Source organism: Streptosporangium sp. NPDC006930 (assembly GCF_040635605.1).
GTDB lineage: Bacteria > Actinomycetota > Actinomycetes > Streptosporangiales > Streptosporangiaceae > Streptosporangium.
Genome location: NZ_JBEYID010000002.1, coordinates 231541 through 248735 on the forward strand (window position 1 = coordinate 231541; position 17195 = coordinate 248735).

9 protein-coding genes are annotated in these 17195 nt (G+C 70.0%); 5 read left to right on the plus strand and 4 right to left on the minus strand.

The window, feature by feature from the left end; all coding sequences use genetic code 11:
• Positions 1–88 precede the first annotated feature (88 nt).
• A complete protein-coding gene (locus ABZ664_RS04360) occupies positions 89–2884 on the plus strand; it encodes a CDP-glycerol glycerophosphotransferase family protein (protein WP_362502807.1) in 2796 nt (931 codons plus the stop codon).
• On the plus strand, positions 2881–4047 hold the full coding sequence (locus tag ABZ664_RS04365; RefSeq protein ID WP_362502811.1) for a glycosyltransferase: 1167 nt from the start codon (positions 2881–2883) through the stop codon (positions 4045–4047). Before ABZ664_RS04360 ends, ABZ664_RS04365 begins: the two co-directional genes overlap by 4 nt.
• Before the next feature lie 157 nt (positions 4048–4204).
• Here ABZ664_RS04365 and ABZ664_RS04370 read toward each other — a convergent pair whose 3' ends face one another.
• From ABZ664_RS04370 to ABZ664_RS04385, 4 genes are all read right to left on the minus strand, one after another.
• Positions 4205–5248, minus strand: coding sequence for a sulfotransferase (locus ABZ664_RS04370; RefSeq protein ID WP_362502814.1), 1044 nt, complete (start codon positions 5246–5248; stop codon positions 4205–4207).
• A 1-nt stretch (position 5249) separates the two neighbouring features.
• Positions 5250–6260 carry a sulfotransferase gene (locus ABZ664_RS04375; protein ID WP_350943382.1) on the minus strand — a complete coding sequence of 337 codons (1011 nt, stop codon included), beginning with the start codon at positions 6258–6260 and terminating at the stop codon, positions 5250–5252.
• Between the two features lie 25 nt (positions 6261–6285).
• Positions 6286–7272: a CDP-alcohol phosphatidyltransferase family protein gene (locus ABZ664_RS04380; RefSeq protein ID WP_362502817.1), complete on the minus strand. Its 987-nt coding sequence runs from the start codon at positions 7270–7272 to the stop codon at positions 6286–6288.
• Positions 7273–7436: 164 nt separating this feature from the next.
• Positions 7437–10898 carry a bifunctional glycosyltransferase family 2 protein/CDP-glycerol:glycerophosphate glycerophosphotransferase gene (locus ABZ664_RS04385; protein ID WP_362502820.1) on the minus strand — a complete coding sequence of 1154 codons (3462 nt, stop codon included), beginning with the start codon at positions 10896–10898 and terminating at the stop codon, positions 7437–7439.
• 490 nt (positions 10899–11388) lie between these two features.
• Between ABZ664_RS04385 and ABZ664_RS04390 the strand changes: the two genes are divergently transcribed.
• From ABZ664_RS04390 to ABZ664_RS04400, 3 genes are all read left to right on the plus strand, one after another.
• On the plus strand, positions 11389–13002 hold the full coding sequence (locus tag ABZ664_RS04390) for an NAD(P)/FAD-dependent oxidoreductase (RefSeq protein ID WP_362502823.1): 1614 nt from the start codon (positions 11389–11391) through the stop codon (positions 13000–13002).
• A gap of 122 nt (positions 13003–13124) precedes the next feature.
• Positions 13125–16007: a bifunctional glycosyltransferase family 2 protein/CDP-glycerol:glycerophosphate glycerophosphotransferase gene (locus ABZ664_RS04395; protein WP_362502826.1), complete on the plus strand. Its 2883-nt coding sequence runs from the start codon at positions 13125–13127 to the stop codon at positions 16005–16007.
• Positions 16004–17140, plus strand: coding sequence for a glycosyltransferase (locus ABZ664_RS04400; RefSeq protein WP_362502829.1), 1137 nt, complete (start codon positions 16004–16006; stop codon positions 17138–17140). The genes ABZ664_RS04395 and ABZ664_RS04400 overlap by 4 nt, the downstream gene beginning before the upstream one ends.
• Positions 17141–17195: the final 55 nt, after the last annotated feature.

The window sequence follows — 17195 nt, forward strand, 5'->3', positions numbered from 1 at the left end:
AACTGCCCGTTCCACACAACGCCAAAAACAGTGTCATCAGTGGACAAGTAGGACAACCGCCTACTTTTTCCCGGGAATATCTCGGGTCGTGATCAATATCCCGGAATGCAGCGTTGTGGTCATCACCTACAACGATGCCCCACGGCTGGCCAGGGCCGTGCGGTCCGTACTCCGGCAGTCCCTGCGCGACATCGAGGTGATCATCGCGGACGACGCGAGCACCGACGACACCGAGAGGGTGGCCCGGCAGTTGCAGCGCAAGGACCCGAGGGTCCGCTACCTGCGCGGGGAGGTCAACAGCGGGGGGTGCGGGGTCCCGCGCAACAGGGGCGTGGCGGCGGCGCGGGCGCCGTACGTGATGTTCCTGGACAGCGACGACGAGCTGACGAGGCACGCCTGCAAGAGCATGCTGCTGGAGATCGAGAGGACCGGCGCGGACTTCGTCACCGGACAGATCACCCGGCTGTACGAGCGGAGCGGGAAGACCGCGCGCTACTACCCCGCGCTGTTCACCAGGCGCAGGACGGTCGAGGGGATCGACCAGGAGCCGGAGATGTTCCTCGACTCCTTCAGCACCAACAAGCTGTATCGGGCCGAGCTGCTGCGGCAGGTGCCGTTCCGCGAGGACATGCACTACGAGGACCATGTCTTCAGCACCGCCCTGTACTGCACGGCGCGGCGGTTCGCCGTGGTCCCCTGGGTGGTCTACATCTGGCACCGGGCCTCGGCGGAGAGCGAGGCCCGGTTGTCGATCTCGCTGTGCCTGACGGAGATGGCGAACGTCCGCTCCAGGATCAGGGCGGCCCGCCTCAGCGACGACATCCTGCGGGACAACGACCTCGGCCACCTGGTACACGAGCGGCAGCGCCGCTTCATCCGCCAGGACCTGCGGGTCTATCTCAACCCGCTGCCCTCGCGCGACCCGGCGTGGATCGAGGAGTTCGTCTCGGTGGTCCGCCCCTACCTGGCGGAGCTCGACCCGGTGGTGTTCGAGACGATCGACCCGCTGATGCGGGTCTGCTGCAGCTTCATCCTCGACGGCAGGCCCGACGAGCTGCTGGTGGCCGCCCGGTCGCTGAACGGCCCGAAGGCCCCGCCGCGCGTCGCCGTACGGGAAGGGGGGCGCACCTACTGGGGCGCGGTCCCCGACGAGAGGCGGGAGATCACCTCGCTCCGGATGGCCGAGCTTCCCTACAGCGCCTCCCGGCTGCGCCACGAGGCGGTCGTCACCGGCAAGGGCTCGCTGATCAGGCTCGCGATCACGACGTACGACCCGTTCGGCGTGCTCGCCGCCACGCCCGGCTGGACCGCGTACCTGCGATTCAGGAACGATCGGCTGCGGCTGGAACCGCGCGAGCAGCCGGACGGCGGTTATCTGAGCGAGGCGACGATCGACCTCACCACGATCCACCACGGCCGCCTGGGCTTCGAGGGCCGCTACGACCCGGTGATCGAGATCCTCAACCCCGACGGGCGGGTCACCGCCGACCGGTTGCTCGTCGACCCGTCCACCGCGCCGTTCGCCACGACCGTCCTGTGCCACGAGGTCGTCGTCAAGGCGGAGGGGAACGCCGCGTTCCTGCGGGTGCTCTGGCGCCGCCAGGGGCTGCTGCGGCAGCTGCCCAGGCTCAAGCGGGCCGCCACCCGCCTGCTGAGGAAGGTGAGCGGGCCGGAGGTGAAGCTCCGCGTCTACAAAAGCCTGATCTCCGTGCTGCCCGCGCGCAGGGACCTCGCCCTGTTCGAGGCCGATGTCGGCACCGGATACACGGGGAACCCGCGCTACATCTACGAGGAGCTCAGGCGACGCGGCGCGCCGATGAGGATGGTGTGGTCGGCCGCCACGGCGCGGGGGCACTTTCCCTCCGGCGTCAGGCTGGTACGGCGGATGAGCTGGCGCCACATCTGGACCATGGCGAGGGCGGGCTACTGGGTCGACAGCCACGGCATGCCGCTCGCCTATCCGAAACCGCCGGGCACCCGCTACCTGCAGACCTGGCACGGCCAGGGCATCAAGTCGGTCGGCTTCGACGCGCCCGACCTGCGCGCCGACTTCGACGGGCCGAGGGCGACCTGGCGGGCCGCGGTGGATCGCTGGGACGCGCTGGTCTCGCCCAGCGCCGAGTTCGAGCGGGTCTTCGTGCCCTCCAACGGCTACCGGGGGCGGTTGCTGCGGCACGGTTCTCCTCGCTGTGACGTGCTCGTGCACGGCGACCGGGAGGCGGCAGGGCGGGCGAGGAGGCGACTGGAGATCCCGCACTGGTCCAGGGTGCTGCTGTACGCCCCCACCTACCGCGACCGGGCCAAGGGGTCCGGGCAGTCGGTCAGGGCCGACCTGGACGCGATGGCCGAGGCTCTCTCCGGCGACTGGACGGTGATCCTGCGGACCCACCCGGTCGAGCGGTTCGAGGTGCCCGAGCACCTGCGTCACTTCGTCCGGCACGCGGGCTCCTATCCGGAGGTGAACGACCTGATCCTGCTCTCGGACGCGCTGCTCACCGACTACTCGTCGCTGATGTGCGACTACGCGGTCACCGGGCGGCCGATGCTGTTCTTGATCGACGACTGGGACGAGTACCGCAGGGTGGAACGCGGCGTCTATCACGACCTGCCCGCGATCGCCCCCGGTCCCTGCCTCACCACGACCGAGGAGCTGATCGAGGTGCTGCGCGATCTCGACGGGACGACGGCGGCGTTCGCCTCCAGGTACATCGCGTTCCGCAGGACGTGGTGCGCCGACGAGAAGGGGCATGCCTCGGCGAAGGTGGTGGACGCCTTCTTCGAACCTCGGCACGCCCAGGCCCATCTCCCCTCCGACGTGCGGGAACGCCCCCCGGCCGTGCCACGGCACCTGGCCCGTCTGCCGCTGCTCGGACGGTCGCGGTGAACGGCGGGCGCAGGGGGGCGGTGGTGTTCGCGTGCCTGGACGCCGACACCCTGGGCGGCGTCCAGCGCGTCACCCATACCGTGGCGCAGGGCCTGGCGGAACGGGGCCGCGAGGTGCACGTGATCGGGCTGCACCGGTCGGAGAAGCCGTTCCGCTATGTGGAACTGCCTCGCTACACCAGTCACGTGATCCACCGGGCTCCGGTGGGAAGGCTCTCGCGGCTCGGCAGGCGTCGCGAGCGGCAGGCGCTCGACAGGCTGCTGCGGGAGGTGGGGCCGGGGTTCGCGGTGCTCTCCTCGCCCAGCGTGGTCACCCGGATCGGAGAACTGCTGCCCGAACGACTGCTGCCGATCGGGCAGTACCACGGGTCCTACGAGCACGCGCGGGGATCGTGGCACCTCGGCTCGGTCCGCGGCCACTACGGCGCCCTGGAGAAGGCGGTGTTCCTCAGCGAGGAGGACGCGTGGCTGTTCTCCGAGCACGCGTTGCTGCCCAACACCTGGTCCATCCCGAACCCGCTGCCCGTCTGGCCTTCGCGGACCGCGAGCCTCACCGCCCGCCGGGTGCTCGGGGTCGGCAGGCTGGAGGGCGTGAAACGGTTCGACCGGCTGATCTCGGCCTTCGCGCGGGCGTGCGGCCGTCCAAGACACGGGGGCACAGAGGGCGACGGCGATCACCCGAATCTCGTGAGGGCCCGTCGCGAGGTGAGTGAGGGCTGGGAGCTGCACCTGATCGGCGAGGGGGCCGAGCTGGAACGGCTCCTGTCGCACGCCGCGGAGTGCGAGGTGAGCGACCGGGTGGTGTTCCGTGGCGCGGTGCCCGCGGCCCGGATGGCGGACGAGTACATGGACGGGTCGCTGCTCGCGCTGTCCAGCGAGCACGAGGGGCTGCCGCTGGTGGTCGGCGAGGCTGCCTCCTACGGGGTTCCCTCGGTGGCGTTCGACGTGTCGAGCGGGCTCAGGTCACTCGTACTGGACGGGCAGACCGGGGTGCTGGTGCCCCCGGCCGACGTGGCCGGGCTCGCCGCCGCGCTGGCCGGGCTGATCGCCTCGGCCGCGGAGCGGCGGCGGCTGGGAGCCGCCGCCCGCGCGCACGTCGAGGCGTTCCGCCCCGACCACGTCCTGGACCGCTGGGAGGCCCTGTTCGACCAGATCACCCGCTGACCGTCCCCCGGACCGGCGGGAAGCCCTGCCCGGATCACACCCTGACCGCGTACCACCGGCGGGAAGCCCTGTCCGGATCACACCCTGACCGCGTACCACCGGCGGAAAGTCCTGTTCGGCGGGATGCCGGCCGCGTGCCGGACCGGCGAGAAGCCCCTCACCTGCCGGCCGCGACGGGCTCGGTGCGCGGCATCGGCACCCCCGCCAGCACGATCTGGGCGGAGGTGAGCCGTGCCCCCAGCGGGTTCGGCTCGCGGAGCCGGATCAACCGGTCGAACGTCACCCTTTTCACTCGGGTCAGCTTCCGCCTGGCCGCCGTCCGCTCGTAGGACATCAACCGCGAGGTCTCGGCCTTCGGCGCCCCGGTGAGCTCGTACCCGTACGTCTGCAGCCGGTCCCCGAGCACGCTCTCGCACAGCGAGATCTCGCCGGGGTCGAGCCGGTCACGCCACGAACCGGCCCGCACGGTTGTCACCTCGCCGAAGGTGCGCGCGTGCCAGGTCTTGCGGGCGGGTACGGCGATGCCGGCCACCGAGCCCGGATCGCACATGGCGGGGTCGAACTCCTCACCGAGGAACTCGCACAACCTGCGCAGGTGAGCCTCCGGCTCCGCGGTCAGGTCCTCGTAGCGCAGCTCGTGGTAGCTGCCGCCCGGCAGTTTCGGCGCGCCGTGCCTGGCGAAGTCGATCGCCTCGGCCCAGGCGGAGACCGCGCTGTAGACGGTCCCGTTGTACCAGGGCATCTCCTTCAGCGACGCCACGCAGTCGCGGCCGTCCCTGATCAGGTGCACGAACTGGGCGTCGGGAAACAGCCGCAGCAGCACGTCGGTGTACTGGAAGTACGAGGGTCGCTTGTCACCCCAGCGCGGCTTGCCGTGCCTGGCCGCGTAGGCGCGCAGCACGATGCCCAGCGCGGAGCCGAGCGTCGGCGGCCCGCCGACGATCTGCTCGAGCACCTCGTCGCGGTCCAGTTCCAGCTCGTGGAAGCGCGACTGGCGCCGGTCGACCACCCATTCGCCCAGCTCGCGCCGGTGCGCGGCGTCGTTGAGGTCGCCGAACTGGAGCCGCCGCTGGTAGGCGGAGACCATGAACCGGGTCTCCGGCGGGATGGCGACGCGCGGGTGGGCGTGCAGCATCAGCTGCAGCATCGTGGTCCCCGAGCGGGGACAGCCCAGGATGAAGATCGGGCGATCGGGCTTCATCTCAGACCTTCGCAAGCTCGCCGAGTTGCCGGCTGGTGAGCCTCGCGGCCACCGGGCTCGGCTCGCGGAACCGGTTGACGCGGTCGCGCATCTCCTTGCGCCTGCGTGCCCAGCGCCGCTTGGACGCCGCCTTCTCACACGCCTCGACGTGGGTCTTGCTCGCCTTGGGGGCGCCGCTCAGCTCGTAGCCGTTCGCGGTGAGCCGGTCGCCGAGCACCGTCTCGCACACCGAGATCTCCCAGGGCTCCAGCCTGGCCTTCCACGACCCCGCCCTCGCCGTCGTGACGTCGCCGTGGGTGTGGCTGTGCCAGACCTTGTGCTGCGGGATCGCCACCCTGGCGACGTGGTACGGCTCGGTCATCGCCGGGTCGTAGTCCTCGCCGAGGAAGTCGCAGAGCTTGCTCAGCTCGGTCTCCGGGTAGGCCGTCAGGTCCTCGTAGCGCAGCTCGTAGTAGCTGTCGGCGGGGAGCCTTTTGGCGTGGCGGCGGCCGTAGTCGATCGCCTCGCTCCAGTTGACCGCCGCGTGGAAGACGTCCTTGGTGTACCAGGGCATCTCCTTCAGCGACGCCACGCAGTCGCGGCCGTCCCTGATCAGGTGCACGAACTGGGCGTCGGGGAACAGCCGCAGCAGGAGGTCCACGTGGTGGTAGTAGCTGGGCCGCTTGTCACCCCAGCGGCTCTTGCCGTACTGCTCGGCGTAGGAGCGGAAGGTGATTCCCATCGCCGACCCCAGCGTGGGCGGACCGGCGACGATGTCGTCGATCAGCCTGTCCCCGTCGAGCTTGAGCTCCTTGAACTTGGTGTCCTTGTCGCTCACGATCCACCGGCCGACCCTGCGCCGGTTGCGTTCCTCGCGCAGGTCCCCGAAGGAGAACCTGCGGTAGTAGCCGGGCACCACGAACCGTGTCTCCGGAGGCACCGCGATGCGCGGGTGCGAGTGCAGCATGAGCTGCAACATCGTGGTGCCGGAACGCGGACAACCGATCACGAAGATCGGGCGGTCGGACTGCATGACAACGAACCCCCGTAAAGCTTGGTCAAACAGATATGCGTGGCGCCTTTCCGACGAGCGGTACGACGGGCACCACCCGGGCGAAGAGCCACATTCGGTAGATCAGAACGACCTCGTTCAGCAGAAGCAGGACCCCCGCCGCGACCGCGAGGGGTACCAGGGCGACCGTCCCGACCAGCGGGGCGACCACGAACACGGCGGCGTGGAACTCGATACCGCTGATCAGGTGGGTCCGCACCCGGTGGCGGGCCAGGAGGCGGGTGAACCTGCGGGGCAGCCTCGGGCGCCTGCCTTTCCTGGGCCCCCGCCGTACGGCCCCGTCCTCTCCCCGGTTCTCGCCGCGAACCTCTTCACGGTCTTCTTCCCGGTCCTCGAATCCGGCGACTCGCAGCGGCTCGCGGGGCGTGATGACCTCGACGGGCCTGAGGCGTCCCGCGTGGACGGTGTGCCCGGCGGCCACCGGCGCCTCCCCCGCCCTGGGGGATCCCACGGTCACCACGGACTCGACGGGTACCGGCCGTCCGAGCCGGTTCTCCCTGACCACCTCGCGCACGCGCTTCATCTGCGGCGCGTTCACATAGCGGAACAGGTCGAGGACGGCCACCCCGGCACCCAGCAGGATGTAGGAGACGTCCCCCGTCACCACGTACTGCCCGGACGCCAGCCCCGCGGCGCAGCAGAGCACCCTGATCCGGTCGCCCACGTAGTCGAGCCAGAGCCCGAACGCCGTCCCCGTCCCCTTGAGCCGGGCGATCTTCCCGTCCATGCAGTCGACCATGAAGCTCACGTAGAACAGCAGTGCCCCCGCGGCGAGCCGTCCTGACGCGAAACAGATCGCCGAGCACATTCCGAGGATCAGGGAGAAACGGGTGAGCCCGTTGGGGGTGATGGACGTGTGGTTGGCGACGAGCAGGGTGAGCCTGCACGCCACCGGGTCGACCAGGAAAACGGTCCACCAGGAGTCTTTTCGTTTCCGGGTCGCGAGAACGTCGTCCAACGAATAGGCCCTCATGCGTTCCAGCATGGCCACGCGGTGTCTCCTGTCATCTACGCTCTGTAACTACTGGAAGATCTCCATGCCACTTCTTGACCGACCCGCGCCATGGGGCTCCGGCGCTTGAAGGACACGAAAGGCCGAGGAGGGCTTCCCCGGCCTTTCGTGAGGACGAAGGGCGGCTACCGGAAGATCCGGTCCACGGCCCTGGCCGCCGCGCCGCCGTCCTCCAGCGGACAGAACCTGGCGGTGAAGGCGTCGTACGACTTCCGGTACTCACCGGGCACCTCGTCGGCGTCCCGCACGGCCGCCACGACCTCCTCGGTCGTCCGCAGCAGCGGCCCGGGGGCCTCGGCCTCGAAGTCGAGGTAGAAGCCGCGCACCTCGTCGCGGTAGCGCTCCAGGTCGTAGGTGAAGAAGAACATCGGCTTGCCGGTCACCGCGAAGTCGAACATCGCCGACGAGTAGTCCGTGATCAGCAGGTCCGCGACCAGGTAAAGCTCCTGGATGTCCGGATATATCGAGACATCGAAGAGGAAGTCCGTGCCGACCCTGGGCAGCCTGTCCGTGACGTTCGGGTGCTTGCGGATCATGAGCACATGGTCCTCGCCGAGCTTCTCCGCCATGTGCCGAAGGTCGAGGCGCAGGTCGAGCCGGTAGCGTCCCCTGCTGTAGAGCTTGTCGTCGCGCCACGTCGGGGCGTACAGGATGACCTTTTTGTCCTCGGGCAGGCCGAGACGCTCCCGGATCTCCCCGATCCGCTCGGCTCCGGCGCGACGCAGCAGGTCGTCACGAGGGGAGCCGATCTCCAGGATCTCCCCCTCGAACCGCAGGGCACCGTCCAGGATCGAGGTGCACCAGGGACTCGGCGAGATGAGGTGGCTCCACCGGGCGACGGCCCTGGCGAGCCGCTCGTGCTGGTCGGGCCTGGCGAACGGCACCTTCTCGACGTCGAACCCGACGCGCTTCAACGGCGTGCCCCGCCAGGTCTGCAGCACCGTCTGCCCCCCTCTGCGCTCGAACCAGGAGGGCAGGTGGCTGTTGGTCACGATGTACCTGCAGCGGGCGAGGGCCTCGAAGAACTCCCGCCCGTACCGGCGGATCGGCGTCACCCCCTCGGGCAGTTCCACCTGCCCGTCCCGCACGACCCACATGAACTCCAGGTCGGAACCCCGCCGCACGAGCTCCTCGTAGATCGCCTTCGGGCTGTCGGAGAACTGCCTGCCCCCGTAGCTGTCGAAGAGGACGGCGGGCCGCAGCGGTTCCTGGCACCTCGCGGGGTAGAAGTCCTCGCGCAGCAACCGCTGCTGCTTCGGCCTGCCCGAGGCGCGCAGGTCGTCGCTCACGGTGAAGACGGCCTCGTCCATCAGGTCGGTGTCGAAGACGAACGTACGGGTGGCGGAGATGTGCTCCAGCGGCGCGGACAGCCGGAACTCCATGCGCATGTCACCGGTGCCGGTGCCGGTACGGATCGCGAAGCCGTGCGTGCCCGCCGGCAGCGGCAGCCACCCACCGAGCGTCTCGCTCCCCTCGGGCGTCACCGTGGCGCTGCCGTCGACGAGTGGGAAGAGCCGCTCGGTGAGCCGGTTGCGCGAGGTGACGACCAGCCAGGCCGGGCCGTCGATCGGGCGCATCGGGGCCCCGGTCACCCTGAGGTGGCCCAGGTCGGTCCACTCCACCCGTTCCACGTAGAACGTCGGCCGCTGCTCGCGTAGCACGAGCCCACCGGCCTGCGACCGGTTCAGCACCACGTCGCGCCCGCGGAGCCGGTAGAGGCCACGCTCCACGTCGCGGGCGACGAGCAGCGGCCGGGCCTTTCCGCCGTCGGGGACGACCTCGAAGTGCCACTCGGCTCCGGGGTTGAGCGCGCTCATCTCCAGGCCGGCCGGGTCGAGCCCCGGCCAGCGCTCGGACAGCACCTCGTCGAGGCCGACCACCGCCTCGAAGGCGCCGTCCGACACGGTCATCGGATAGCGCCGGTCACGGCCCCCCTGCGGCCGGATCAGCCGCAGCGCCGGCGCGGCGCCGAGGTCGTCGTCGCACCGGCCGCCGATCCTCAGCTTGCCCTCGGCCACCCGGTGGCCGGTGACCCGGCCACCCGGCCGCTCCACCCGGAGCCTGAACTCCTCGGCGGGCGTCCACTCCGTCCACGCCACGGTCCCCGGCTCGCGCTCGGTGAACTCCAGCCGCCGCGCGGCCGGGCTCGGCTGCCCCAGCCTTCCCCTGCGCAGGAGCCCCCGGGACAGCACGCACAGGTCGATCCGCCAGGACGAGCCGGCGGGGAGCCTGGCCGGGTCGACGGTGAGCCGGAACCCGCACCAGTCCTTGCGCCTGCGCGGGCCGGTGTCGACCAGCGACAGGCCCCGCCTGATCGTGACGGGGAGCCGGATCCTGCGCCTGCGACCTTCGGTGCCCTCGGTGCCTTCGGTGCCCCCGGTGCCCTCTGGGACGAGCCAGGCGAGGAGGTGCTGCTGCATCCGCCTGCGGGGACGCAGGTAGCGCAGCGAGATACGGCCCTCGACGACCAGCTTGTCGTCCTTCCATTCCAGGCTGTCCACCCGCTGGCGCAGGTCCAGCTCCTCGCGCATCCGCGTGGCGGACCGCTCGACCTGCACGGGAACGTTGAGGTGGTAGCCGCGCAGGCCACTCCCGACGACGCGGGCGGTCGGCTTCACCGTCCTGTCCCACTCCAGCAGCTGGAGCAGGTCGCTCATCCTGCGTTCCTTGACGAGGATCCACTTCACCCTGCGCTGCGCGGGCAGGAGCGGGAGAATCTTCGGCCCCGCCCTGTCGAGGTAGGCGCACGCCAGGTCGAGGAAGCGGCTGCGGAACTCCTCCCCCGCCTGGTCGAGCACCTGCAGGAAGTTCGGCAGGTCGCTGTCGAGGACCATCCGGTCCCACGCCCTCAGGTGCTGGGTCCGCCCCGTGTCGACGAGGAAGTTCCGTACGGAGTCGACGGCGGCGAACCGGTCCTCGATCCCCTTGAGGTGCCCCCGGTTCTGCGTGATCGAGACGCTCTCCCCCTCCCGCTCCCGCCACAGGTAGACCGGGGTGGACAGCACGTCCACCGCTCCGGCGAGGAAGTGGGCGGGCAGGGCGACGGCGATGTCCTCCCACAGGACCCCCTCGGGAAAGCTCAGTTCCCGCTCGTCCCAGAAGGAGCGCCGCCAGAGTTTGTTCGTGACCAGCCGGTCCTTGAGCAGGATCTCGTCGGCGGTCACGTGGGTCCGTCTGGCGGAGTTGGCGAAGATCGCCTTGTGCATCGCCGACTGGCGTACCCCCTGCCCGCTGAAGCGCAGGACGTTGCCCGTGACGAGGTCGGATCCGCTCTCCGTCAGAGAGCACACCATCGTCTCGACGGCCGTCAACGGGAGCATGTCGTCGCTGTCCAAAAAGGCGAGGAAATCGCCGGTGGCGTGCCTTATGCCGGTGTTGCGCGCGGTACCAAGGCCCCCGTTCTCCTGTCGGATCAGCCGGAACCGGGCGTCACGCTGGGCGAAGGTCGCGGCGATCTCCGCACTGGAGTCGGGAGAGCCGTCGTCCACCATGACGACCTCGATGTCACTCCAGGTCTGCGCGACCAACGACTCCAGACACGCCTCAAGGTACGGCTCCACGTTGTATATGGGCACGATGATGCTCACTGGGGCCACGATCGGTCCTCCGGTAGTCGAAAGCTCACAGTCCGGTCCATCGGCGTGAACGCCGGACATGGCACGCGGGCGAAGATCCACTCAGCGTGGAAGATGTCACGGGCGCGCGGCGGGAAGCCCAGTGGTCGCCGGAAAGCGGCGGAAGGAGCCCGTGTGCCCGTCGACACAACCTGGCGGCCATGAACGCGACGTAGACGTCACGTCAGCAGCATGGCTCCGTGCCAGGCCGGGCGAGCCCAAAATATGACCGCGATGGAGTGAGCTGACCGAGACTTGACCATCTCCGGCACATCTCCCGCGGCCGGCCGATCCATCCTCGGGCCCGTGACGCGGCAACGCCTCCCCCAAGCCCAGGTCAAGGCTGGGAATGCACACGTCCTAGTAAGACGTGATGACCCTTCGGTCCCCCCTGGCCGTCCGACACGATCGGGTGACCGAGACGGGTGAGATCGCGGCAAACGGCATTCGCGGGGGGAAACGCATGGACTCAACAGTGGTCGTGGGAGCGGGGCCCGCCGGGCTCACCGCGGCCTACGAACTGGCCCGGCGAGGACACCCGTGCCAGGTCTTCGAAGCCGACCGCGTGGTCGGCGGCATCAGCCGGACGGAGGAACGCGACGGCTGGCGCTTCGACATCGGCGGGCACCGCTTCTTCACGAAGGTGCCTCGGGTGGAGGACTTCTGGAACGAGATCCTCAGCGAGGAGGACTTCCTGCTCCGCCCGAGAATGAGCCGCATCCACTACGGAGGCCGTTTCTACGACTACCCGCTCAGGGCGTCCAACGCCCTGCTCAACCTCGGTGTCCTGGAATCCCTGCGGTGTGTCGGCTCGTACGCCTGGGCCAGGATCAGGCCGCCCGCCGACCAGTCCACCTTCGAGGGCTGGGTCGCGGCCAGGTTCGGCCGGCGGCTCTACGGGATCTTCTTCAAGACCTACACCGAGAAGGTGTGGGGCGTTCCCGCCGCGAGTATCCAGGCCGACTGGGCCGCGCAGCGGATCAGGGACCTCTCCCTGGGGAAGGCCATCGCCGCCGCGCTGAGGCCGGGGAGGAACCGCAAGGAGATCACGAGTCTCATCGAGGAGTTCCGCTACCCCAAACTGGGACCGGGCATGATGTGGGAGGCCTGCGCCGACCGGGTCCGCGAACAGGGTTCCACCATCCACCTCGGCGCCCGGGTCGAACGGATCCGCCGCCACCACGGCCGCCTCGCCGTCACCGTCCGCCACGACGACGGCGAGAGCGAGGGGGCCGGTGTCCTTCGTTCGAGTGGCGGCGTCCACGACGACGGCGTTCGCCCGTACGGCGGTGCCCTACGCCACGACGGCGCCTTTCTGAACGACGGTGCCCGCCAGGACGGTGTCGGGGGCGCCACCCGCGAGGTGCACTGTGACAACCTCATCTCCTCGATGCCGCTCAACGCCCTGATCCGCGCGTTCGGGCCGGACGTGCCCGATGTCGTCGCGGAGGCCGCCGCGGGGCTGAGGTACCGCGACTTCCTCACCGTCGCGCTGGTCGTCCCCGAGCGGTTCTCCTTCCCCGACAACTGGATCTACATCCACTCCCCCGAGGTCCGGCTCGGCCGGGTGCAGAACTACGGTTCCTGGTCGCCGTACCTGGTGCAGGCAGGACGGACCTGTCTCGGCCTGGAGTACTTCGTCGACGAGGGCGACGACCTGTGGCGCACTCCGGACGACGACCTCATCGCGTTCGGCACCCGGGAGCTGGAGCAGCTGGGCCTGGTGACCCCCGGCTCGGTCCGGCAGGGCTACGTGGTGCGGATGCCGAAGGCCTACCCCGTCTACGACGCCGGTTACGGCGGCAACGTCGAGGTGCTCAGGAAGTATCTCGACGTGGAGTGGCCGGAGATCCACCCGGTCGGCCGCAACGGCATGCACCGGTACAACAACCAGGACCACTCCATGCTCACCGCGATGCTGACCGTGGAGAACGTCGTCGAGGGAGCCGGGCACGACGTCTGGCAGGTCAACGTCGACGCGGAGTACCACGAGGAGCACGCGGACCGGCCGAGGGCCGCGAGGGGCACCGGCCGTGACGCCCCCGTCCTCCTCGCCGACACGTCCGCCTCGGGCTGAGTGCCCACATCCAACACCAGCGATCCCATGACGCCTTGCCCTGCCTCCGCCGCCTCCGCTCCGTCGAGCGCGGACCACCGCGGGTCGAGGCTCTCCTCCCAGCCGCCTTGGAGTTGCGCGCCATGACAGCACAGCCGTACACGGTCCCGGACGTCAGCGTGATCGTCATCACCTACAACGACGCGGCCCGGTTACCCCGGGCCGTACGCTCCGTTCTCGGCCAGACGCTCAAGAACCTCGAAGTGATCATCGTGGACGACTGTTCCGGTGACGAGACCCCCGCGGTGGCCAAGATGCTCACCGAGGAGGACGGCCGGGTCCGCTACCTGCGGCTGCCCGCCAACAGCGGTGGCTGCGGCGCGCCGCGCAACGCGGGCATGGACGCCTCCCGCTCGCCCTTCCTGATGTTCCTCGACAGCGACGACGAGCTGCCCAGACACGCCTGCAAGAGCCTCCTGCTCGAAGCGGAGGCGACCGGCGCCGACTTCGTCATGGGCACCGTGGAGCGCGTCGACGAGGCGACCGGCGCCGTCACCCTCTGGTACCCCCAGCTGTTCGCGGAGCGACGGGTCGTGGACGGCATCCGCGCCGAACCCGAACTCCTCTTCAACTGCCTCGCCACCAACAAGCTGTACCGGCGGACCTTCCTCGACGTCACCGGCATCCGTTTTCCCGAGGACATCCACCACGAGGACATCGTCTGGTCGACGGAGCTGTTCTGCCGCAGCAAACTGTTCGCCGTCGTGCCGTGGCCCGTCTACCGCTGGCTGCTCGCCGCCACCCCCGCCACCAGGTCGATCTCGTCGCGGCGGCACGAGCTGGAGAACGTGCGCCAGCGCGTCGCCGCCGCCGTCCTGAGCGACCGCGCCCTCGCGAACACCCACTCCCTCGACCTCAAGGAGGACAAGGACTTCCGCTTCCTCTCCCACGACCTGCGCCTGTACCTGGGCGACCTGCCCCAGCGTGACCCGGCGTGGATCTCCGACTTCGCCGACATCGTCATCCCGTACGTGGACACGCTCGAACCCGCCGCGATCGAGCGACTGACCAGGGCGGAGCGGGTGTGCCTCCAGCTCGTCCGCGAGCGGCGCGGAGCCGAGGCGGCGCTCGCCGCCGTCGAGCTGGGGGGCAGGCACTCCATTCCGCCCCGGGCGGTCACGACGGACGGCGATCGGGTGTTCTGGGGGACGCTGCCCCCTGGGGACGAGCAGGCCAGGAGCGAACTGGACGTCACCGAGCTGCGCCTGGCCGAGCAGCCACTGTCCGGAGCACTGCTGCGGCACGAGCTCATCGACCTGCAGGCGTCGAGGGACCAGATCCGGTTGCGCCTGCGAACCTACGACCCCGGCCGAGTGCTCGACGGCCGCACGCTGACCGCGTGGCTCCGCGTCGGCGGCAGGAAGAGGACGATCGCCTCGATCCCCGTCCAGATGGCCCCCGTCGTGATCGAGTCACTGGAGGAACGGGAGAAGAAGACCCTGAGAGGGCTCGAAGGGCAGTGGGAGCCGGAGGAGCCGGAGAGGACGAGAATCCCGCGGATGACGGGAGGTCCTCCCGAGGGGACGGGAATCCTGGAGGGGACGGTGACGATCTCCCTGCCCGACCTGGAGTGGCCGGACAACGCCGTCAGGCCGCAGGCGGTCATGATCTCGCTCCAGGAGGGCGAGCGCGGGAACCTCAGGCCCCTCCTCGCGGTCCCGGGGTTCTCGTTCACCTCCGTGGGCACGGTGGGCTCCGGCCGCCTCGTCCTCGAGGCGTCCGCCGACCTCCCGTTCCGCCTCATGGCGCGCAGGCCAGGACACGCGGCCAAGCGGCGTTTCCCGAGCGTGCCGGAACTCTGGCGGGGCCTGCTCGCCGACCTCGCCACCCCCCGCAACCTGGGCCGCTTCTACCGGCTGGTCAGCATGACGGTGCCGGTGAACCGGAACCTGGTGCTGTTCGAGTCGGCCGAGGGCACCGGCTACACCGGCAACCCGCGCTACGTCCACGAGGAACTGCAGCGGCGCGCCACCGGCCTGCGGGCGGTCTGGTCCCACGCGGACGTTCCCGAACGTTTCCCCGAGGACGTCGGTCTCGTCCGGCGCGACACCTTCCGCTACGCCTGGACCCTGGCGCGCGCCGGGCACTGGGTGGACAGCCACAACCTGCCCTACTGCTACCGCAAGCGCGGGGGCACCCGCTACCTGCAGACCTGGCACGGTCAGGTGCTCAAGAAGATGGGCCTGGACGAGCCCAGGCACCGGACACAGCCGGCCCTCGCCAGAAAGTACGCCGAGGCGGTGGCACGCTGGGACGCGCTGCTCACCCCGGGCCCCGACTTCCTGCGCGACTTCGCCGAGGCGAGCGGGTTCAGGGGCGAGCTGCTCCACGCCGGATACCCGCGCACCGACGTGCTGGTGCGGCACATGGAACCGGCGCAACGCGAGCGGGCGCGGCAGGTGAGGGAGTTCTTCGAGATCCCCGCGGGAAAGCGGGTGATCCTCTACGCGCCCACCTATCGCGACAACAGGCGCTTCAGCGGCGACTCGATCCGGCTCGACCTGCCCGCCCTCGCCGGCGCGCTGCCCCCGGACTGGGTGATCCTGGTGCGCGCCCACCAGTACGACCGCTTCACGGTGCCCGACCCGCTCGGCTGGCTCGTCCGGGACGCTTCGGCGTTCCCCGAGGTCAACGACCTGATGCTCGCCTCGGACGTCCTGGTGACGGACTACTCCTCGATCATGTTCGACTACGCCTGTCTCGGCAGGCCGATCCTCTACTACGTCGACGACTACGAGCGCTACGCCTCCGCCCAGCGAGGGGTCTGCTTCGACCTGGCCGAGGTCGCCCCGGGGCCGCTGCTGCGCGAACCGGGCGAGCTGGCCGAGGCGCTGGAGCGGCTCACCGAGATCACCGAGAGGTACCGGCAGCGCTACGCGGAGTTCCGCGACCGTTGGTGCGGCCTCGACGACGGGCAGGCGAGCGGCAGGGTCGTGGACGCGTTCTTCCCGGAGGTCATGCGTTGAGATCGCGAGACGTCTTCTTCCTCAGCACCGACGGCGACTCGATGGGCGGGTCCCAGCGGGTCATCCACACCCTGGCCCAGGGCCTCGGCTCGCGGGGGCACAGGGTGACCCTGATCAGCATCAATCCCTCCCGGCAGCCGCAGACCTACGTCGCCGACCCCGTCTACCGGCACGCCACGCTGTACGACACGCCCGCCCCCGAGCCCGCCGCCCGCTCGCTGCCGTGGCGCAGGGGCAGGCAGAGAAGGAGCCCGGAGGAGGTCGCCACCGCGAGGCGGAAGCTGCTGCGGCTGACGGACCGGATCGACGGCGGGCGCGGCGGATACCTGGTCATCGCCTCGCCCTGGGCCGCCCACTGGATCGCCGACCTGCCCATGCCGCACATCGCCAAGATCGGCCAGTACCACCAGTCGTACACCGAGGCGGTGGACTCACCGAACCTCAAGCTCATCAAGAAGCACTACGCCCACCTCGACAAGGCGCTGTTCCTGTGCGACGACTACGCCGCGTCCTTCACCGCGCACCGGCTCGCCAACTGCGGCACCATGCTGAACCCGGTCAGCGTCTTCCCCGAGGAGGCGGCCCCGCTGCGCAACCCGCGGATCGTCTCGGCCGGACGGCTGGTCAGGGTGAAGCGGATCGACCTGCTGATCGACGCCTTCGCCGCCGCGGCCCCGGCCGTCGCCGAGCCGTGGGAGCTGCACATCATCGGTGACGGGCCGCTTCGGGCGGCCCTGGAGGCGCAGGCCGCCCAGACCGGGCTCGGCGACCGGATCGTCTTTCGCGGACAGGTCGAGAACGTCGAAGCCGAGTACCTGGACGCCTCCATCGTCACCCTGAGCAGCGACTTCGAGGGATGGGGGCTGGTTCTCGCCGAGGGCGCGGCCTGCGGGCTGCCCGCCGTGGCCTGCGACGCCTCGGCGGGGGTGAGAACCCTGGTCGAGGACGGCGACAACGGCATACTCGCCGAGCCGGGCGACACCGGGAGCTTCGCCGCCGCCCTGGAGCGCCTCATGTCCGACGCCGGGCTGCGCCGCAGGATGGGGGCGAGGGGCAGGGAGCGGATGAGGAGGTACCGGCTGCCTCGCGTCCTGGAACGCTGGGAGGCGCTCTTCGACGAGCTCGACCGCTGACGGTTGGGCCCGCACCCGGCGGGTCCGACCGCTGACGGCTGCCCGCACCCTGCGG